The sequence below is a fragment of the Mucilaginibacter humi genome, from assembly GCF_013087555.1.
This window is the reverse complement of record NZ_JABFCR010000065.1, coordinates 1-18,577: the sequence shown is the minus strand read 5'-3', so window position 1 is coordinate 18,577 and position 18,577 is coordinate 1. Positions and strand designations below refer to the sequence as shown.

General features: G+C 41.6%; 24 protein-coding genes and 4 pseudogenes. 23 read left to right on the top strand and 5 right to left on the bottom strand.

Going from position 1 to position 18,577, the window contains the following annotated elements:
* Positions 1 to 307 precede the first annotated feature (307 nt).
* The 6 genes and pseudogenes from HK413_RS12780 (at position 308) to HK413_RS12755 (ending at position 4,707) form a co-directional block, all read left to right on the top strand.
* A complete protein-coding gene (locus tag HK413_RS12780; RefSeq protein WP_246230514.1) occupies positions 308 to 988 on the top strand; it encodes a peroxiredoxin in 681 nt (226 codons plus the stop codon).
* 137 nt (positions 989 to 1,125) lie between these two features.
* Positions 1,126 to 1,338: a cold-shock protein gene (locus HK413_RS12775; RefSeq protein ID WP_175270401.1), complete on the top strand. Its 213-nt coding sequence runs from the start codon at positions 1,126 to 1,128 to the stop codon at positions 1,336 to 1,338.
* Between the two features lie 208 nt (positions 1,339 to 1,546).
* Positions 1,547 to 2,689: an MFS transporter gene (locus HK413_RS12770; protein WP_317169583.1), complete on the top strand. Its 1,143-nt coding sequence runs from the start codon at positions 1,547 to 1,549 to the stop codon at positions 2,687 to 2,689.
* 84 nt (positions 2,690 to 2,773) lie between these two features.
* Entirely contained in the window at positions 2,774 to 3,148 is a 375-nt protein-coding gene (locus HK413_RS12765) for a hypothetical protein (RefSeq protein ID WP_175270400.1), read from the top strand.
* Between the two features lie 250 nt (positions 3,149 to 3,398).
* Positions 3,399 to 4,311, top strand: a pseudogene (gene hemF / locus HK413_RS12760) (oxygen-dependent coproporphyrinogen oxidase).
* Positions 4,312 to 4,512: 201 nt separating this feature from the next.
* Positions 4,513 to 4,707, top strand: a complete 195-nt coding sequence (locus HK413_RS12755; RefSeq protein WP_175270399.1) for a hypothetical protein — start codon at positions 4,513 to 4,515, stop codon at positions 4,705 to 4,707.
* Between the two features lie 32 nt (positions 4,708 to 4,739).
* On the opposite strand, the gene HK413_RS20115 is transcribed toward HK413_RS12755, so the two are convergent.
* Complete coding sequence (locus HK413_RS20115) at positions 4,740 to 5,051, bottom strand: glycosyl hydrolase (protein WP_175270398.1); 312 nt, start codon at positions 5,049 to 5,051, stop codon at positions 4,740 to 4,742.
* Positions 5,029 to 5,775 carry a glycosyl hydrolase gene (locus HK413_RS12745; protein ID WP_175270397.1) on the bottom strand — a complete coding sequence of 249 codons (747 nt, stop codon included), beginning with the start codon at positions 5,773 to 5,775 and terminating at the stop codon, positions 5,029 to 5,031. The genes HK413_RS20115 and HK413_RS12745 overlap by 23 nt, the downstream gene beginning before the upstream one ends.
* A gap of 469 nt (positions 5,776 to 6,244) precedes the next feature.
* Between HK413_RS12745 and HK413_RS18475 the strand changes: the two are divergent.
* The 10 genes and pseudogenes from HK413_RS18475 to HK413_RS21565 form a co-directional block, all read left to right on the top strand.
* A pseudogene (locus tag HK413_RS18475) lies at positions 6,245 to 7,615 on the top strand (DNA gyrase/topoisomerase IV subunit A); the annotation flags it as partial.
* The gene (locus HK413_RS18470; protein WP_394353177.1) at positions 7,601 to 8,812 is read left to right on the top strand and encodes a DNA gyrase C-terminal beta-propeller domain-containing protein; all 1,212 of its coding nucleotides are present in this window, start codon (positions 7,601 to 7,603) and stop codon (positions 8,810 to 8,812) included. The pseudogene HK413_RS18475 and the gene HK413_RS18470, both read left to right, overlap by 15 nt.
* A 2-nt stretch (positions 8,813 to 8,814) precedes the next feature.
* Complete coding sequence (locus tag HK413_RS12735; RefSeq protein WP_175270396.1) at positions 8,815 to 9,084, top strand: hypothetical protein; 270 nt, start codon at positions 8,815 to 8,817, stop codon at positions 9,082 to 9,084.
* A gap of 95 nt (positions 9,085 to 9,179) precedes the next feature.
* Positions 9,180 to 9,848 carry a tetratricopeptide repeat protein gene (locus HK413_RS12730; RefSeq protein WP_175270395.1) on the top strand — a complete coding sequence of 223 codons (669 nt, stop codon included), beginning with the start codon at positions 9,180 to 9,182 and terminating at the stop codon, positions 9,846 to 9,848.
* Between the two features lie 361 nt (positions 9,849 to 10,209).
* A complete protein-coding gene (locus HK413_RS12725) occupies positions 10,210 to 11,253 on the top strand; it encodes a tetratricopeptide repeat protein (protein WP_175270394.1) in 1,044 nt (347 codons plus the stop codon).
* A 152-nt stretch (positions 11,254 to 11,405) separates the two neighbouring features.
* Complete coding sequence (locus tag HK413_RS12720) at positions 11,406 to 11,879, top strand: PaaI family thioesterase (RefSeq protein ID WP_175270393.1); 474 nt, start codon at positions 11,406 to 11,408, stop codon at positions 11,877 to 11,879.
* Between the two features lie 140 nt (positions 11,880 to 12,019).
* Positions 12,020 to 12,340, top strand: coding sequence for a GNAT family N-acetyltransferase (locus HK413_RS12715; protein ID WP_246230512.1), 321 nt, complete (start codon positions 12,020 to 12,022; stop codon positions 12,338 to 12,340).
* Between the two features lie 4 nt (positions 12,341 to 12,344).
* Positions 12,345 to 12,968 (top strand): AlbA family DNA-binding domain-containing protein, encoded by a 624-nt coding sequence (locus HK413_RS12710; protein WP_175270392.1) that lies wholly within the window; start codon positions 12,345 to 12,347, stop codon positions 12,966 to 12,968.
* Between the two features lie 14 nt (positions 12,969 to 12,982).
* A complete protein-coding gene (locus tag HK413_RS21570) occupies positions 12,983 to 13,567 on the top strand; it encodes an MATE family efflux transporter (protein ID WP_317169584.1) in 585 nt (194 codons plus the stop codon).
* A complete protein-coding gene (locus HK413_RS21565) occupies positions 13,564 to 14,361 on the top strand; it encodes an MATE family efflux transporter (protein ID WP_317169582.1) in 798 nt (265 codons plus the stop codon). The genes HK413_RS21570 and HK413_RS21565 overlap by 4 nt, the downstream gene beginning before the upstream one ends.
* A 9-nt stretch (positions 14,362 to 14,370) precedes the next feature.
* On the opposite strand, the gene HK413_RS12700 is transcribed toward HK413_RS21565, so the two are convergent.
* The 3 genes and pseudogenes from HK413_RS12700 to HK413_RS12690 form a co-directional block, all read right to left on the bottom strand.
* Complete coding sequence (locus HK413_RS12700) at positions 14,371 to 15,000, bottom strand: DNA-3-methyladenine glycosylase (protein WP_246230510.1); 630 nt, start codon at positions 14,998 to 15,000, stop codon at positions 14,371 to 14,373.
* Complete coding sequence (locus HK413_RS12695) at positions 14,970 to 15,620, bottom strand: alpha/beta hydrolase (RefSeq protein WP_175270391.1); 651 nt, start codon at positions 15,618 to 15,620, stop codon at positions 14,970 to 14,972. The genes HK413_RS12700 and HK413_RS12695 overlap by 31 nt, the downstream gene beginning before the upstream one ends.
* A pseudogene (locus HK413_RS12690) lies at positions 15,613 to 16,093 on the bottom strand (GAF domain-containing protein). Before HK413_RS12690 ends, HK413_RS12695 begins: the two are co-directional and overlap by 8 nt.
* A gap of 70 nt (positions 16,094 to 16,163) precedes the next feature.
* On the opposite strand from HK413_RS12690, the gene HK413_RS18465 reads away from it, so the two are divergent.
* The 7 genes and pseudogenes from HK413_RS18465 to HK413_RS20100 all read left to right on the top strand — a co-directional run.
* Positions 16,164 to 16,430: a hypothetical protein gene (locus HK413_RS18465; protein ID WP_246230508.1), complete on the top strand. Its 267-nt coding sequence runs from the start codon at positions 16,164 to 16,166 to the stop codon at positions 16,428 to 16,430.
* Entirely contained in the window at positions 16,375 to 16,809 is a 435-nt protein-coding gene (locus HK413_RS18460; RefSeq protein ID WP_246230506.1) for a DUF3291 domain-containing protein, read from the top strand. The genes HK413_RS18465 and HK413_RS18460 overlap by 56 nt, the downstream gene beginning before the upstream one ends.
* A gap of 212 nt (positions 16,810 to 17,021) precedes the next feature.
* Positions 17,022 to 17,270, top strand: coding sequence for a hypothetical protein (locus tag HK413_RS12680; RefSeq protein ID WP_175270390.1), 249 nt, complete (start codon positions 17,022 to 17,024; stop codon positions 17,268 to 17,270).
* A gap of 217 nt (positions 17,271 to 17,487) precedes the next feature.
* Positions 17,488 to 17,673 (top strand): hypothetical protein, encoded by a 186-nt coding sequence (locus HK413_RS12675; RefSeq protein WP_175270389.1) that lies wholly within the window; start codon positions 17,488 to 17,490, stop codon positions 17,671 to 17,673.
* Complete coding sequence (locus tag HK413_RS20110; RefSeq protein WP_175270388.1) at positions 17,639 to 17,923, top strand: PQQ-dependent sugar dehydrogenase; 285 nt, start codon at positions 17,639 to 17,641, stop codon at positions 17,921 to 17,923. The genes HK413_RS12675 and HK413_RS20110 overlap by 35 nt, the downstream gene beginning before the upstream one ends.
* The gene (locus HK413_RS20105; protein WP_175270387.1) at positions 17,917 to 18,132 is read left to right on the top strand and encodes a PQQ-dependent sugar dehydrogenase; all 216 of its coding nucleotides are present in this window, start codon (positions 17,917 to 17,919) and stop codon (positions 18,130 to 18,132) included. The genes HK413_RS20110 and HK413_RS20105 overlap by 7 nt, the downstream gene beginning before the upstream one ends.
* Positions 18,133 to 18,158: 26 nt before the next feature.
* Positions 18,159 to 18,577, top strand: a pseudogene (locus HK413_RS20100) (PQQ-dependent sugar dehydrogenase); the annotation flags it as partial.

The window sequence follows — 18,577 nt, the reverse complement described above, 5'->3', positions numbered from 1 at the left end:
AAATAAATTATTTATTAGCCAGCGGTTGCTTATGGGCAGCTTGGTCCTCGGCATTTCAGGGAATTTGATGTCTTCTGTTTAGATGGTACAACCACAGTCGGCCGGCGTAGCAACGCTGCGGGTAGGCAGTAAGCTGTGGGAATCAAGCACGCAAAGCAATGAGTTGCCGGTAAGTGATGATTAACTTGATGGCTTTATCAGGCCGATTTATTTAGTCAATGAACCGTCGGTGTCATATTTGATTGATCACAACAGCATCTATGAACTTCTTCGTTGAAATAAATTATTTATTAGCCAGCGGTTGCTTATGGGCAGCTTGGTCCTCGGCATTTCAGGGAATTTGATGTCTTCTGTTTGTTTAAGATTAGGCGATAAAGCCCCGGATTTTACAGCAGATTCTTCGTTAGGGGAGATCAACCTTTATGAATACCTTGGCGATGGCTGGGGCGTATTATTTTCGCACCCTGCAGATTATACACCGGTTTGTACCACCGAGCTGGGCCGCACAGCAGCTTTACAGAACGAGTTTGCCAAACGCAATACCAAAGTACTGGCACTAAGTGTTGATTCGGCTGAGTCGCACCGGAGCTGGATAAAAGATATCAATGAAACACAACATGTTGATGTGCAGTTCCCGATAATTGCAGACGAGGACCGTAAGATTGCCGAAGCATATGACATGATCCATCCAAATGCTTCTGTTAACGCAACGGTACGTTCATTATTCATCATCGGCCCTGATAAAACCATCAAGTTAATCATCACTTACCCGGCATCAACCGGCAGAAACTTTGTTGAGATATTACGCGTGCTTGATTCCTTACAACTTACTGCCTACCATAGCGTTGCTACACCGGCCGACTGGAAAGACGGTGAAGATGTAGTGGTTGTACCATCTATAAAAACAGAAGACATCCCGGCAAAATTCCCTAAGGGCTTCACCGAGGTTAAACCATACCTGCGCTTAACGCCACAACCTAATAAATAATTTATTTGGATATTAAATAATTTTATATATTTGGAAAAGGGAGTGTATTTATTCGGCTGACTATTAATACCATTTGTACTCAGTTTGGCATAGATCATCTGGCTTGATAACAAATTATTTAATACTATAATATTATTATGAAAACTGGAAAAGTAAAATGGTTTAACACACAAAAAGGTTACGGCTTTATTGTTACCGAAGACGGTAAAGACCTTTTTGTACACTTCAAGGATGTGCAAGGTGGCGTAAACGCTATTAAAGATAACGATAGCGTTGAATATGATGTAGAAGATGGTAGAAAAGGCCTACAGGCTGTAAATGTAAAAAAGTATAATTTACTTACCATTTAAACTAAAGGGACCTCTGTTAACGCAGGGGTTTTTTTTTGCCAAAAAATTTAAAAAGCTGCTTAATTAATTTACTTTAGACAAACCAAACTATAAATCTATATATGACTGATGCTACCTCGGCTAAAGCCAATCGTAATGTTGTTTTCCGGTTATTGTTGCCTCTTTAGGATATTTTGTTGATATCTACGATCTTGTAATATTCTCCATAGTGAGGGTTAAAAGCCTTGCGGATATTGGCGTAGCGCCTGATAAAATATTAGATGAGGGCAGCTATGTCATCAACATGCAAATGGGTGGCTTGCTGTTGGGCGGGATATTATGGGGCGTTATAGGCGATAAGCTGGGCCGTATCAAAGTTTTATTTGGGTCGATATTTTTATACTCAGTAGCCAATTTTGTAAACGGTATGGTGCACGATGTGAATAGCTATGCCGTGATCCGCTTTATAGCAGGTGTAGGTTTAGCCGGCGAACTTGGTGCGGGCATAACTTTAGTTAGCGAAACCTTAAGTAAAGAACGCCGTGGCTATGGCACTACCATTGTTGCCATGATAGGTCTTTTAGGCGCCGTAGCGGCTGCTTATGTAGGCAAGTACGACTGGCGCACGGCCTACTACGTTGGTGGCGGCCTGGGCATTGTTTTACTGTTATTAAGGATGGGCACTTTCGAGTCGGGCATGTTTAAGAACATCCATGATAAGGATGTATCAAAAGGAAACATTATAATGCTGTTTAATAACCGTAAGCGGTTTTTTAAATACATGTGCTGTATTCTTATCGGCGCACCGCTTTGGTATGTGGTAGGCATCCTCATCACCCAGGCCCCCGAGTTTGGTAAAGCCCTGGGTGCGACAGCGCCGTTAAGCGCCGGCACCGGTATTATGTATACTTATATTGGCATCTCGGTAGGCGGGGTAGGCGCTGGCTTGCTGGCGCAGTTTAGCCGGTCGCGTAAAAACACCATGTATATATTTTTACTGCTTTCTATCATCAGCGTAATGTTTTACCTGAGCACTAAGGGGATTACCCCAAGCCAGTTTATCTGGTTATGTTTCTTTATGGGTTTTGCGGTTGGTTACTGGGCAACATTTGTTACCATTGCTTCCGAGCAGTTTGGCACTAATATCCGGTCGACTGTTACTACTACCGCGCCAAACTTTGTGCGTGGCTCATTAATCCCAATAAACTTTGCGTTTAACGCTTTAATGGTGCATTTTGGCCGTATAAATGCGGGCTATTTCATGATGATCATCTTAACCGGCATTGCCTTATTTGCTACCAGCCAGCTCCGTGAAAGTTTTGATAAGGACCTGGATTATGTGGAGGATGAAGAGTTGAATATGACGACTTAATCACATTCGAATATATGCCGCCAACTTTTTACTGTTCATGGGCCTTATCCTTTATATCGCTTTCATGGCGATTTCACTAATAGTGTGTATGCCGATGCTGCTTATAAAATCAAAAAAACATTGGCAAAGAAAATCATCTTCACAGCATCAATTTCCTTCCCATGTTTGATAGTAGTTGGAACGGCATTCTGTATAGTCTTTTTATTGCCGGTATGGTGTTTTTTTTGGATGGCTAATAACGATTATTTATCAAGAAACACCGGCAGTGTTTTGGCACTTATAGGATTATTAGTATTCATTTCTGCCGTTACTGTATCTTCATTTTACTTGTGGTATTTAACAAGTAATATTATTTATAAACGACTGGATCAAAAACCTATATCTGAATTCTTAAATAGAGATAAGGTGTACATATATCTCAAACCATTTTTAACAAAGTTTAAAATCATCAATAGCTGATTTTTTTTGTTACGAAAAGGTCTAATGCATCCCGCTGTCTGTGTCCCCACAAACAGCCTTGGGTAGTGTATTTGGCATAACAAGCATTAGGTGTCACCCTGAGGCTTTCAAAGGGTGAGCGCAGAGGCCTTTGCCCGCCAATGCTTCGAGAGCCTCAGCATGACAACGCGCTTTGTCTCGCTAATTACATTTTATGTTTTGACAAGCGGGTTATTCTTCAAATCAACTAAAAATCGCATTTTTGCCCCCAATGATCACTAAAGAACAAATAGCCGCTGATTATCAGCAGATCCAGGACGAAATATGCCGTGCCTTAGAAGCCGTAGACGGTAAAGCAAAATTTGAGGAAGAGAAATGGGAGCGCGAAGGCGGCGGCGGTGGCCGTACCCGGGTTATCCGGGATGGTAATATATTTGAAAAAGGCGGCGTAAACTTTTCAGCAGTTGAGGGTGAATTACCTGAAGCTATTAAGAAAGGCTTAAAGATTGACAGCGATGACTTTTTCGCTACCGGGGTATCTATCGTTATCCATCCCAACCACCCGCTGGTGCCCATCATTCACATGAATATCCGGTACTTCGAAATGCCTTCATCATTTGGCGAGGGCAAAGAGCCTATCCGCTGGTTTGGCGGGGGATAGACCTTACACCGCATTACATTTATGATGAAGATGCGAAGTTCTTCCACAGCAGTCTGAAGGCGGTATGTGATCAGTTTAACGCCGGCTTCTACACCCGTTTTAAAAAATGGGCTGACGATTATTTCTTCATCAAACACCGTAATGAAACCCGTGGCATTGGCGGGATATTTTATGACCGGCTGACGGCTACGGAAGGTTTGAGCTGGGAAACGATATTTGATTTTAGTAAAACCCTCGGGGCGATCGTTTATTCCGATCTATACAGAACTGGTTAACCGGCATAAACAGGAAACTTTTACTGCCTACCAGCAGCAATGGCAATACCAGCGCCGCAGCCGTTACGCCGAGTTTAACCTTGTGTATGACGCCGGCACCAAATTTGGTCTTGAAACCAATGGCCGGATAGAATCTATCCTGATGAGCCTGCCGCCAACCGCAAAATGGCTTTACAACTACCAGCCAAAGCCAGCAGCGAAGAGGAGCGGACCTTATCCTTATTAAAAAAGATATTAACTGGGTTTAGTATGAAAAAGTGGGTTGGATTAGTATTAATTGGGGTGTTTTTAGTTTCCTTTCGGGATGTTAAAACATTAAAAGGCACCCGCAATATTGTGGCGGAAAATTCAATGATAAACTATCACCGGCACCCGAGGGCTACACGCAGCAACGCAAATACACTGATGATAAATTCGAGGCTTTCCTGTTAGAAAAAGGGGAGAAGCCCATGAAATATGAAAGCGGTACTTATAGCGTAACCGCCGATAGCTGCACAGAAACCCAAACTTACAGCTTGCAGGAATCAAAACTACTGAATGTAGCTGTACATTACCAGTATGCTATCCGCAATGATACACTTGTTTTGAATGGCAAGCTGCCGGGTGGCGCTGTTATAGAGGATTATTGGAAACGGGTGAAGTGATCAACCGTTTTTTATGCACGTTTTTATTGTAATTATCTAATCCTATCCAGCGTTATCGCAGCCGCATCATTCATCATTTCTTTAGCGTGCAGGTTATCCACTATAGCCACTTTAGCATTAGTCCAGCTATGCCATTGTAAAAAATAGGGGGCCTTGCCTTTGTAAGTTTCAAGCACAGCCAACTCGTCAAACTTTCCATACGATTGCTGATGCGGGCCAACCTCGCCGTCGGTTACCGGTTTACCAAGCTTTAGCAATGCGGGATAATTATCAAAACCGGGTGTTTTAGGATAGTCATCCAACGCAACCATATCAACATACTTATCTCCGTGGATATAAAGCATTTACAGTACCGGTATACAGCGGATTAGCTTTGTTTGGTGCGTAAATCCAGATCAGGTTATCTAAGCCGTAATCAACCGTAAACGTTTTATACATGTCTATCCAAAGCGCGGCGTAATCTTCTACGTTTGTGGGATTGGTTTTATCATTTGCACCCCACCAAAACCAGCTTCCATTCATTTCATGGAACGGGCGCCATAACACAGTCACGCCTGCGTCTTTTAACTGCTTAAGCGCTGTAGCTATCCGGTTTAACTCAGTTCGGTAGTTCGTTTTCTCTTTTGATTCAGGCGCATTTTTTAATAATTTTTTAAAGTCGATGCTGTCTTTCTTAGCCATCGAATCCCAACGAACATTGTAGCCTGCCGTAAAAGGGCAGTCGGCATGCCAGCTAAGCGTTACAAGCCCGCCTTGTTGCCAATGTTTAATGGCAAATTGATTGGTTTGTTGCAAATCGACATTGCCGAAATAACCATAATCTAAACCTATAAGGGCGGGATAATGCCCGGTAGAATCATATAAGCGCTGAAAATTCTTTTGATACTCCACCGCTACATCTGGTGATTGGCTGCATTGCTGACCAACTATTACCTGCTTATTGTACACAATAGTTTTAAAATAGGATAGGAGGCCCTTTTTGCTTCTGTCGGTAAGTTTAGGGATAGGTGTTTGGGCGCTAACCCGTAAAAAGCTGAGTAATAAAACTACTCGGATGCAGATTTTCATTGCTGTTATGGTTTTATTCAAATATAGAAATAACTCACATTGAGGTTGGTGGCGTTATATTGTCAGTAATCCTATTTCATTTTACATGTTTAAACATTTTTTATTTTTAATAATCATCTTATTATCAAATAGTTATTTCAAAATTCTTGTTTCATTTTGTTTCACATGTTTTTCACAAGTACCTTATGTTAAATTAGTTAGGTCGAAATCTTGTTTCACTTGTTTCATCTGTTTCATGTGTTCGTGAAACAAAATAAGTAGGGGCAACTAACACCTAAGTTAGTCAAATGTGGAGTACTGGCATTATGTGGAAAAAAACAGAAATAAGCGACAGTTAATCGTGGTTTTTGTAACCATTTTGTTAGTAAAAGAGGGTGTTTAAATCAACTAAATTCTTAACTTCGCAGGTCGTATAAAAACCTTTTTTTAACGATCAATTATAAAGCAATATATCTACAAATAAATTAAAATGGCTGAAGGAACAGAGAACGATCCGAACAAAGAAGACAGAATAATTTCGATAAATATTGATGAAGAAATGCGATCGGCTTACATTGATTATTCAATGTCGGTTATCGTATCGCGTGCGCTGCCCGATGTGCGCGACGGTTTAAAACCCGTACACAGGCGTGTGCTTTTCGGCATGCTTGATTTGGGCCTGAATAACAACAAGCCCTACAAAAAATCAGCCCGTATCGTGGGTGAGGTTATGGGTAAATACCACCCGCATGGCGATTCGTCTGTATACGACACCATGGTACGTATGGCACAGGAGTGGAGTTTACGTTATCCGTTGGTTGAGGGCCGGGGCAACTACGGTTCCATAGATGGTGATAACCCTGCGGCAATGCGTTATACCGAGGCAAGACTGGAAAAGATTGCCGAAGAAATGCTTGCTGATATCAACAAGGACACTATCGACTACCAGCTAAACTTTGACGACTCGTTAGAGGAGCCAACTGTATTACCCGCCAAATTCCCTAACCTGTTGGTTAATGGTGCATCGGGTATAGCGGTAGGTATGGCTACCAATATGGCGCCACATAACCTGTCGGAAGTTATTGATGCTACCATAGCATTGATTGATAACCGCGATATAGAGGTTGCCGAATTAATGAAACACGTTAAAGGCCCCGATTTCCCTACCGGTGGTATCATCTACGGTTTTGAAGGACCGCGCGAGGCTTTAGAGACCGGCCGTGGCCGTGTTGTACTACGTGCACGTGCCGAAATTGAAACACATGGCAGCGACCGCGAACGGATCATCGTAACCGAAATCCCTTACCGTAAACAAAGGTTTGATGATTGAGCGTACCGCCGACCTGGTTAATGAAAAAAGATAGAAGGAATCTCGGCTATCCGCGACGAATCAAACCGTGAAGGTATCCGTATAGTGTATGAGATAAAACGTGAAGCTAATGCGGCTATCGTATTAAATAACTTATTCAAATACACAGCCTTACAAACATCATTTAGTGTAAACAACATTGCGCTGGTGCATGGCCGCCCAATGTTATTGAACCTTAAGGACCTTATCCATCACTTTGTTGAGCATAGACATGAAGTTGTTATCCGCCGTACCAAATTTGAACTGGCCGAAGCGCAAAAACGCGCCCACGTTTTAGAAGGCTTATTGATTGCTTTAGATCACCTTGATGAAGTTATCAGGCTGATCCGTGCATCGCAAACACCTGATGAAGCCCGTGAAGGTTTGATGAGCAACTTTGGCCTGAGCGATATACAGGCCCGCGCCATACTGGATATGACCCTAAGAAGGTTAACCGGACTTGAGCGCGACAAGATTAAAGATGAGTACGAAGCTTTAATGAAATTAATTGATCACTTAAATTCGATACTTGCTGATGAAGGCCTGCGCATGCAGATCATCAAAGACGAGCTTACCGAGATAAAAGAAAAATACGGTGATGAGCGTAAAACCGAAATGGTACACTCATCTGCAGAAATGCAAACCGAAGATTTCATTGAAGATGAGGACGTTGTAATCACCATCTCTCGCGAAGGTTATATTAAACGTACACCGCTTACAGAATACCGCAGGCAGGGCAGGGGTGGTAAAGGTTCTATCGGAAGCAACAGCAGGGACGAGGACTTTATTGAGCACTTACTGATAGCGTCTAATCACAATTACATGCTGTTCTTTACCGAATCAGGACAATGTTTCTGGTTAAGGGTATTTGAAATTCCGGAAGGGTCGCGCACATCAAAGGGCCGTGCTATACAGAATATCATTAACATCCCTAAAGAAGAGAAGATAAAAGCATACATAAAAGTTGTTAACCTTAAAGACAAGGATTACCTGGAAAACAACTTTATCATCATGTGTACCAAAAAAGGTGTGATCAAGAAAACTTCGTTAGAAGCTTACTCACGCCCGCGTGCAAATGGTATCAACGCAATTAATGTTAATGATGGCGATTCGTTGTTAGAAGCAACGTTAACAACCGGCAATAGCGAAGTAGTAATGGCTTTACAATCAGGTCGTGCAATTCGCTTTAACGAATCCACCGTAAGGCCAATGGGGCGTACAGCTACAGGTGTTAGGGGGATTACTTTAGATAGCGACAACGACGAGGTTGTAGGTATGATTAGTATTGACAATCCCGAAACCACCGTGCTGGTAGTGTCAGAAAAAGGTTACGGTAAACGTACCGATATTGATGATTACCGCGTTACTAACAGAGGTGGCAAGGGCGTTAAAACACTTAACATAACTGAAAAAACAGGAAAACTTGTTGCCATAAAAGGTGTTACTGATAATGAGGACCTGATGATAATCAACAAATCGGGAGTTATTATCCGGATCGCTGTAAGCGAGTTAAGAGTAATGGGCCGCGCGACGCAAGGAGTGAGATTGATTACCTTAAAAGGCAATGACGAAATTGCATCAGTAGCTAAAATTGAACATGACGAGGACGAGGAAAATGAATCTGAACTTACAGAAGGTAGCGAGAATGGTGACACCGGCTCAACTCCTGATGCGGATGCTGAAACCCCGGCCGACGACAAAACTGAATAACTATGAAAATAAGCCGTAAAATAATTTTATCGGTTTTATTAATACTGTTTACTGCACCTTTTGCTTTCTGCCAGTCAGAAACGCTAAAAGGCGTAGTAAATAGTTTGGCGTACTACAAAACTCGTAAAGAACTTAAGTTTTTAACCAACGCCAAAAAGTCTATCGATAGCTTGATGAAGGTAACGCTGGACAAAGGATTGGATACTAACGACCGGAAAAAAATGTCTATCGCGCGGTTATATATTCGGGTATTTTATATGTTGATTCGCTGAATAAAACCGGACAGCCCGAGAATTTTTTCAGGAAAACCGTTGAACAGGTTGATAAATTAAACTCCCGTAAAAAAATCTATAAGTTTCAGCCGGAAATGGACTTTGTAAAAGACTGCTGGGCAAATGTTTATATCCGCAAAGGATTTGCTTATATAAAGATCACAGATTATGCCAATGCAGCACAAATGTTTTTAAAGGCCCATCGTTACGCGCCTTCATTCAAACAACTTAATGTCTACATAGCTTATACCAATAATAGGTTAGGCAACTTAAGTGCCGCGGCAACGTATTATGACAACATAGCTAAAACAGACAGTACCAGAACAGATTATATTGAAGAGGCATCCAACGCTTATAAGGCTATAGGAGATACAGCAAAAGCACTTGAAATAATAAAACGGGGCAGAAAATTAATACCAAACGACAAGGCATTATTATTAGACGAGGCTAATATTTATAATAATAAAAGAGATTATAAATCTTTAGCACCTTTGTTACCCCAGTTGCTTGATATTAATATAAATAAGCCCGATATTGTGTTTGTTGCAGCCAATTGCTTTGATCATTTGCACGAATACGATAAAGCAGAAGCACTTTATTTGCAGGCGATAGAGTTAAACAGCTCGGCTTTCGACCCTATATTTAACTTGGGTTTACTTTATTTAAAGAAGACCCAGCTTAAAAGGAGGGAGCGACGGATAAAAATATTGCCTATGCTCAACAATGGATTGAAAAAGCTTATGAAATATCTCCAAATAATGTAAATTGCCTTGAAGTTTTACAGCTAATTTATGCACAAACGGGCAATAAAGACCAATTAAATAAAATAAACAATAAACTAAAACAGTTAACTAATCAATAACTAATGATGAAGATTAAATTTTTGATAGCAGGCTTATTGGGCATGGCCTCTACTATGGCATTTGCACAAAAATACGAAGTAACAAATGCCGGGAGTCATTTGATGCTTATGTAACTCTTAATAAAGTAGCGGCTACTTATAACGAAGCCGATAAAAAACTTGTAGCAGCACGCACATCAATTGATAAGGCTTCTATTAATGAAAAGACCGCAAAACTACCTCAAACTTATGCATTAAAAGCAGCCATTTATGCAACGTTAGCTATGCGTGATACGATCCCTGCTAAAACTTTGCCTTTATATGCAACGGCAGAGGAGGCTTTAAAAAACGCGATAGCAGCGGATGCGGCCGGCGAAAATAAAGCCATAATAAGCGAAGCTAAAACTTCATTGGCACAATATCAGTTAAATAAAGGCATAAAAGACTTTCAGGCTAAAAGTTATGACGAAGCTTATAAGGCTTTTAACAATTACCAAACACTTTTTCCTGAAGATACCACAGCTATATACTATACTGGTTTAGCGGCTGTACAAGCCAAAAACTTTCCTGCAGCTTTAACAAATTATAATAAACTACTTCCAAGTAAGTTTTCAAAGAAAGAAAGCATTTATCTGGATATGTCAACTATAGCTTTGCAGCAAAATGACACCACAAATGCTTTAAAATACGCTTCGGAAGGAGTGGAGAAATTCCCGTCAAATTCTGACCTGCGGAGAAGAGAGATTGAGATCAGCCTTCAAACCGGGAAAGCACAGGAAGTTGTTGGCAAAATCCAGGCTGCTATCGCTAATGATCCTAAAAATAAAACACTTTATTATTATGCCGGCTTAACTTATACTTCATTTGGAAATAGCATAGCTGATGAAATATATAAATTAAAGAAAGCCGACGGTGGCAATCTTAAGGAATCAACTTTGCCTGCATTTTTGGCTAAATTAACGCCACTACAAACTAAAAAAGATGATTATATGTCTAAAGCGGCAGAGATGTATAAAAAAGCCCTTGAAATCGATCCCAATTATTATGAAGCGAATTTAAACCTGGGTTATGCGCTTTTATCACCGGCAATTGATACTTATAACTATGCTAATAATTATTTACCGGCGAGCAAGCAAAAAGAATACAACGCGACTCTTGCCAAAGCAACAACCATGTTTGATGCTGCCAAACCATATCTGTTAAAAGCTGTAGAATTAAAACCTACATCAGCCGACGCTTTACGAAACCTTAAAAATTATTATTTAGGTACCAGGAACACTACAGAAGCTAACGCAATCCAAAAACAAATAGACGCACTGCCAAAATAAATAGAGTAGTTAAATTTAAAGCCTGCAATATATGCAGGCTTTAAAAAGAATACATTACTTAACATAATGTTAATTATGTGAAATAATTCTATAATATTAAATTTGACAATAGCTATTGTACATATTAATATTAATTACTGATATTAGGCGTTATGGTAGTGTCTGAACGATTATCTAAATGGGGAATGCGGATTTACCCGCCTTTGTTATTTCAACGCATCTGGGTAGTTAAAATTGATAAAGGGTTTAGAGGCGCTACTGTGACCATCAACAAAAGTATTTTTAACAGAAATTACAACAACTCTATATTTGGCGGTACCATATTTTCGGCTGCTGATCCATTTTATCCGTTATTGTTTCACCAGATCTTTGTGCATAAAGGCTACAACGTAATAGCCTGGTCAAAATCTTCAGAAATTCAATTTTTAAAGCCCGGGTTAACTAAATTGCAGTTTAAGATCAGGATTAGCGACGAAGATATTGCCGAAGCCGAACATGTGTTAAACACCGGTGGAAAGTACATCAAAGCGCACCCTATTGATATTTACAATACCAGTGGCGAGGTTTGTGTAACGATCATGAACGAAGTTTATTTACGGAATATTAATTTTGTAGAGACATTATAGATGAAGGTGTTTGTTAATGATAAGACGTTTATAGATAAAGGCTTTAAAATATCTAACGATAAAAGTTTGCTTAATTTTGATGTAATATACAGGTACCGGACACAGAATCGTATTGGGCCAAAGGTATCCCTGCAGAAAGGTTGAAACGTGCAATTGACAATTCAATATGCTTTGGCGTCTACCAGAATAATGACCAGATAGGATTTGCGCGTGTTGTTACAGACAAAGCAACTTTTGGTTATATTGCGGATGTATTTATACTGCCTGGCTTTAGAAACATTGGGTTATCAAAATGGTTGATGCAAACTATTATTAACCATCCGGATTTACAGGGGTTACGACGCTGGAGCCTGGCAACAGCCGATGCGCATGGCCTATACAGCCAGTTTGGATTTACTGAGATAACCCGTCCGGAAAGATGGATGGAAATATTTACGCCCTACCAAGTGCTTAATAAATAAGAGAATGAACGTAAAGAAGCAAATATTTGAGGGCGAAGGTGTTACACTTGATTTTAAAAAAACCATAACCAGCTGCGAAAAAATTGCACGGACTATGGTTGCGTTCGCCAATAATAAAGGCGGGCGTTTACTGATTGGCGTGGCTGATGACGGCACTATAAAAGGCGTAAAATCTGAAGATGAGGAGCGGTATATGATCACAAAAGCGGCCCACCTCTACTCCCGCCCTGCTCTTGAGCCTATATTTGAAGAAGTTTACGTAGATGATAAATTAGTGCTGATTGTTGATACACCGGCAAGTAACCTTAAACCCCATTACGCCTTAGCCGAAGATGGCAAATGGTGGGTTTACGTACGTGTAAAAGATAAAAGTGTACTGGCCAGTAAAGTTGTAGTTGATGTTTTAAAAAGATCGGCAGACAGTAACGGTGTGTTGATAGAATATTCGACAAAGGAAAAATCATTATTAGAGTATTTAGAGACTACCGCACGCATTACCGTTAAAGAGTATTGCGACCTTGTTAAAGTTGGCCGGCGCGCTGCCCAGCGCATCCTGGTTAATATGATCTTATCGGGAGTTATCCGCGTGCATACTACCGAGAAGGAAGAATATTACACTGCAGCCTAATTATTGAATTGATCATGGCTTCTTTTTACAGTAAATACCAGGCGCATTATGGCGACAATTTAAAATTGGCTATACCGGTTGTTATCTCGCAGTTGGGCCATACGCTGGTACAAACCGCTGATATAATTATAGTCGGGCACTTTGCCGGAACAATAAGTTTAGCAGCCGTGTCATTAGCTAACAGCATATTTATAATACCATTAATTATAGGCATCGGTATATCTTATGGTTCTACCCCACTAATTGCACAACATAACGGCCGCAAAGAATTTACCGAATGCGGTCAACTATTATCCAATAGCTTATTTATTAATGTGCTTACCGGTGTTATCTTGTTCGGTTTGGTTTGTTTGGGATCTGTTTATTTCCTTGATCAGTTGCACCAGTCGCCGGATGTGTTAAAACTGGCCAAGCCTTTCTTAATGCTGATGGCCGTATCCGTTATCCCAATGCTGGTTTTTAATACTTTTAAACAGTTTGCCGAGGGCCTGGGCTTTACCAAACAAGCCATGATGATCTCTATATGGGGCAATGTTTTAAACATCTTGCTGGGCGTTACCTTGTTAAGGGCCTGTTTGGCATTCATCCTATGGGGATGATGGGTGTTGGCTACAGTACTTTAATAGATCGTTGTTTAATGGCGACTGTAATGGGGTTTTATGTGTTCAGGTCAAAACACTTCAAGGAATATCTAAAAGGTTTCGCTCTTAAAAACATCGACCGCATCCGCAGCTTAAACATTTTAAAAATAGGCGCGCCGGTGGCCCTACAATATACTTTTGAGATCAGCGCGTTTAGCGCTGCTGCTATTATTATTGGTACTATGGGCGCTATACAATTAGCCGGGCACCAGATCGCGCTGAGCATGGCATCCATGACTTACATGATGGCCAGCGGGCTATCAGCGGCAGCAGCTATTAAATCCGGAAACTACTTTGGAGCTAAAGATCATCAGACGCTGCGGTTATCGGCAAACGCCAGTTACCATATTGTATTGATTTTTATGACTGTTACGGCGCTGATCTTCACTTTTTGGAACCACTTACTGCCATGGATCTATACTTCAGATAAAAGTGTTATACCCATTGCAGCACAGTTACTTATATTGGCTGGAGTGTTTCAATTATTTGATGGCGCGCAGGTTGTTGGGCTTGGTATTTTGCGTGGCATGGGCGATGTAAATATGCCTACCGTTATTACCTTCCCGGCTTATTGGGTGGTGGGTTTACCTGTCGGATATGTTTTAGGAATTACCTTCAACTTGGGTATTAACGGTGTATGGTACGGACTGGTTTTAGGGCTGACGGTATCTGCAATTTTGTTGTACTTCCGGTTTAAGATCATTAGTAAACATCACCGCGATAAACAGGATATAATTATTGCGCAGGATTAGATATGCACCTTATTTATTAGGTTTGCTTACGTAAGGATTCCCTTTAACATAAAAACGATAGGGCAATAGGGCATCCTCTTTTGCATAGGCAACACCTACCCTTGGCACCGCGGCAATATTTTCGGGCGGGATGATCATACCACGATCCTCGATCCACAAGCTGTCACTTTGAAGGCTGATAGCGTTTATTTTACGCGAGATACCCAACGCCCGGGCTACTGACCCCGGCCCCATCGTAATTGTGGGCTTTATCGCTCCCATCTTACGGCGAAATTGCATAATGTCCACCCCATCGGTAGGTTGTATGGCCCTTATTAAAATAGCATGCGGTTGGCCCTCAACAGAGGTAACTACATTAAACATCTCGTGGATGCCATAGCATAAGTACACATAGGCAATACCGCCCTGCATGTACATGGTTTTGGTACGGGGTGTCAACCTATTGCCAAAGCTATGCGACGCCCGGTCTATAATGCCGTTATATGCTTCGGTTTCAACAATGTATCCACCGGTAACTGCACCATCTATATTAGTAAATAAATACTTGCCCAACAGCTCGCGGCTAATCGTAATTACATCATTACGCTCATAAAATTCCCGGGGTAGTTTCATTTCTTTTTCAGGATGCTTTTCAACCATTTATTGATCTGTTTGGCCTTATCAAAAACCATAATGTGCGTACCACCTTTAATGATGGTGGCGTTGCTAATGTTTTTATAATTGAAAACCAAATCCTTATCCCCTACGATGTGATATAGATTTTCAGGCACCACTTCATTCTTCCATTTCAGGACGGCTCTAAGCGCCCATTTTATAAACTTTGGCGACGATTGTTTCAGCATATCCTTAAATAACCGGGTATCATGCGGATCCATATTACCAAATACCGGCCTTATCATAAAGCCCACCTTCGCTAATAAAGCTCCCGGTATTAACCTGTATAATGGCAGGATATTACCTAACTTATAATACCATGGCGCTTCGTTAATGGTCTTAATACTTGATATCAATATCACTTTATTTAAGCGCACCTGTTTGGCTATCTCAACAGCTATCATCCCGCCAAGAGATACACCAATTACGATAGAATTATCCGTTATAAAATACTGATGAACAAGTTTTTGTGCATAAGTAGCTAAAGTATCATGTTCGTTAGGTTCAATCCAGTCGACAGGCGTTACATCATTATCGCCAAGGTCGATATTATTGAATAAACGGGTGTCGGCGCCAAGGCCGGAAATTATAAATATCTTATGCATTAAAGTTTATCAACGCTATGATCTCTTTTAAATACCGGGCATCAATATCATCAAATTTTGCCAGGTCCTCGCTGTCAACATCTAACACACCAACCACGACATTGTTGTGAAACACCGGCAAAACAATTTCAGACCGCGATGCCGAGCTACAGGCAATATGCCCCGGGAACTCCTCCACATCCGGCACGATCAGGGTCTCGGCCTGCGCCCGGCAGCGCCGCAAACACCTTTACCTTTAGCAATGCGTGTACAGGCCACCGGCCCCGGAACGGCCCTAAAACCAGCTCGCCGTTCTTCACTAAGTAAAAGCCCACCCAAAGCCATTTAAACTGTTCTTTTAAAGCGGCACATACGTTGGCCATATTAGCAACCAGGTCGGTTTCGCCGTAAAGCAAGCCTTCAATTTGCGGGATCAATGATTGATATTGCTCGGCTTTATCGGTCGAGGTGATGATCGTTAAGTCTTCTGCCATATGGCAAAGGTAAGTATGCAGGTTTAAAAGTAAATAAGGTAAATCTCATATTTAATCTTTTATTTAGCAGTTGATGATCGTTAGCCTCACCATAGTTCGTTATAAAAAATGGCAAATACCGTTTGCATTATCGGCAATGGCAATACACCGCTTGTTTTTGTGGCTGCAAAAAGGGTGTACCTTCTGGAAACTATTGGGCAGCGGTAAAAACGGTACATTTGACCTGCAACCCGACTGGCAGCAATGGGGCCTTTTGGCGGTTTGGGATGAACGAAGCAGCTTTGAACAGTTTTATCAGCAATCCTTCATCGCATTTTGGTGGAACTTTTTTGGTTGAGAAGTGGACAATCCTTCTCTCGCCGCTCCAAAGTCATGGTAAATGGGACGACAGACAACCTTTCGATACAACGGCTGTTGAGAACTACGACGGACCGATTGCTGTACTGACACGCGCTACGATCCGTTTTAACAAGCTTAAAGACTTTCGGGGTAATGTGGACAGCTCAGCCAGTTTAATGGCCTCAGCGAAGGGTTATATAGCGTCATTTGGCATTGGCGAGGCGCCCGCATACCGGCAAGCTACGTTTTCTGTCTGGGAAAGCGTCGATGATGTTAAAGCGTTTGCATACAGATCGCGCGAGCATGCCGAGGTGATCCGTAAAACACGCGAAGGAAACTGGTACAAGGAAGAGCTTTTCGCCGTTTTAAACCTATAGCTACCTTTGGCACCCTAAAAGGACAAGATCCGTTAAAAGGATTAATTTTATAAAAATAAACAAATGTCATTTCGACACGAGGAAGGAGTGAGAACTTCTCTCTTGAGCGACAGCGAAAAAATCTTATACAAGCGATCCGCCCTACCAAACGTTTAAGATTTCTCCCTTCGGTTCGAAATGACAAAATATCTTAAGTATAATCATTACAAACCATGAGAGTAGTAGCAGAATTACCGCACCCCGAATTTAAGATCACCATATTCAGCATGAACCAAAAGTTCATCGTAAAAATGGAACGGGGCATTTTAGAACAGAGTTATAAGATCCCTGAAATGGACCTGACAGATGGCGTAAACAGCGTGTTTGAATTACTGGATGAAGAGTTTTTAAAGACCTGCGCCGCCCGCTTTGTGGAGATGGGTAAAGATTTTAAGGCGAGCTATCACAGGTATAATTATTGATTAGGTAATTTATATTAAATACTCATTTATAGTAATTTATACTAATCATCTAAATAATAAAATTCTTAAACAAAATTTTATTTGGCGATAATTCTGGGGATTTTATGCTCCTACATCGATTGCGTAAAAATATAGATAGGTACACTTCCTTATTGCGCTTTAAGTTGTAAAATTGCTGATCATAATTAAATCTAAAACAGCACTTTCAATAATCTTTATGAATAAGATCTTTAAGATACGGTCGGTAGTGTATGCATCGTTAGCATCGTTATCTGTATTGGCCACAACAGTGGCCCTGCCCTCTTTCACAAAAAATAATGATCCGGCAACCCTCACCCTAAACTCAACCAAAATAGTTGAAGGTATCCGTGGCCCCTACCGCGCTGGTATTCCCGACAGTTAACACCGGTTGGGTAGCCGAGCAAACCGGTAAGATCCGCCTGATCCGGGACGGGCAACTAACTGATGCGGTGGTTTTAGATACCAAAAGCAAAATGGTAAGGATAAACTCAGGTTACGAAGAAAAGGGATTATTAAACATAGCCCTGCATCCTAAGTTTAGCGCCAATGGTAAGTTCTATCTTTTTACAGCCGACCTACCACTACACAAAACCCGGCTAACAACCGCAAATTCGATCATACCGATGTGGTAGCCGAATATAAAATGCTGCCAAACTCGGACAAGGCTGATCCCAATAGCGAGCGTATCATCTTAACACAAGACAAACCCGACGGCAATCATAACGGCAGCGGGATTGTATTTGGTGCCGATGGGTACCTATACGTAACTTTTGGCGATGGCGGCGGTCAGCATGACCAGCACGGCACTATCGGCAACGGACAAGATATGAATACCGGTTAGGTAAAGTACTGCGGATCAATGTAGATGTGGACGGTACTTATAGCGTTCCGGCGGATAACCCATTTGTGGGTAAAGAGGGCATAAAGCCGGAGATCTGGGCATCTGGCTTCCGTAACCCCTACCGGATAACGTTGGATAAGGCCTCGAAAAACTGTTTATTGGCGAGGTTGGACAGGATACCCGGGAAGAAGTTGACATATTGCAGAAAGGCGCTAACTACGGCTGGCGTTTGGTGGAAGGCAACCATTGCCACAACCCGGCTACCGGTTGCAGCTTTACCGGGACGACCGCCCCTATCACCGAATATCACCATAGCGAAGGGGTATCTGTTTTAGGCGGCTATGTTTATAACGGAAAAGATGTACCTTCCCTAAAAAATAAATACCTGTTTGGCGACTGGACCGGCCCGGTGTGGTACCTGCAAAAAGCAGGCAGCAAGTGGGCA

Coding starts and splice junctions, on each gene's coding strand:
- HK413_RS12700 (WP_246230510.1), bottom strand. CDS start 15,000: ATGGTTGAAAAGCATCCTGAAAAAGAAATGAAACTACCCCGGGAATTT.
- HK413_RS21565 (WP_317169582.1), top strand. CDS start 13,564: ATGATGGGTGTTGGCTACAGTACTTTAATAGATCGTTGTTTAATGGCG.
- HK413_RS12755 (WP_175270399.1), top strand. CDS start 4,513: ATGAAATATGAAAGCGGTACTTATAGCGTAACCGCCGATAGCTGCACA.
- HK413_RS12775 (WP_175270401.1), top strand. CDS start 1,126: ATGAAAACTGGAAAAGTAAAATGGTTTAACACACAAAAAGGTTACGGC.
- HK413_RS12735 (WP_175270396.1), top strand. CDS start 8,815: ATGAAAATAAGCCGTAAAATAATTTTATCGGTTTTATTAATACTGTTT.
- HK413_RS20115 (WP_175270398.1), bottom strand. CDS start 5,051: ATGCTTTATATCCACGGAGATAAGTATGTTGATATGGTTGCGTTGGAT.
- HK413_RS18470 (WP_394353177.1), top strand. CDS start 7,601: ATGAAATTAATTGATCACTTAAATTCGATACTTGCTGATGAAGGCCTG.
- HK413_RS12745 (WP_175270397.1), bottom strand. CDS start 5,775: ATGAAAATCTGCATCCGAGTAGTTTTATTACTCAGCTTTTTACGGGTT.
- HK413_RS12710 (WP_175270392.1), top strand. CDS start 12,345: ATGAACGTAAAGAAGCAAATATTTGAGGGCGAAGGTGTTACACTTGAT.
- HK413_RS12730 (WP_175270395.1), top strand. CDS start 9,180: ATGGACTTTGTAAAAGACTGCTGGGCAAATGTTTATATCCGCAAAGGA.
- HK413_RS12680 (WP_175270390.1), top strand. CDS start 17,022: ATGAGAGTAGTAGCAGAATTACCGCACCCCGAATTTAAGATCACCATA.
- HK413_RS21570 (WP_317169584.1), top strand. CDS start 12,983: ATGGCTTCTTTTTACAGTAAATACCAGGCGCATTATGGCGACAATTTA.
- HK413_RS12675 (WP_175270389.1), top strand. CDS start 17,488: ATGAATAAGATCTTTAAGATACGGTCGGTAGTGTATGCATCGTTAGCA.
- HK413_RS12720 (WP_175270393.1), top strand. CDS start 11,406: ATGGTAGTGTCTGAACGATTATCTAAATGGGGAATGCGGATTTACCCG.
- HK413_RS12695 (WP_175270391.1), bottom strand. CDS start 15,620: ATGCATAAGATATTTATAATTTCCGGCCTTGGCGCCGACACCCGTTTA.
- HK413_RS12725 (WP_175270394.1), top strand. CDS start 10,210: ATGCGTGATACGATCCCTGCTAAAACTTTGCCTTTATATGCAACGGCA.
- HK413_RS12780 (WP_246230514.1), top strand. CDS start 308: ATGGGCAGCTTGGTCCTCGGCATTTCAGGGAATTTGATGTCTTCTGTT.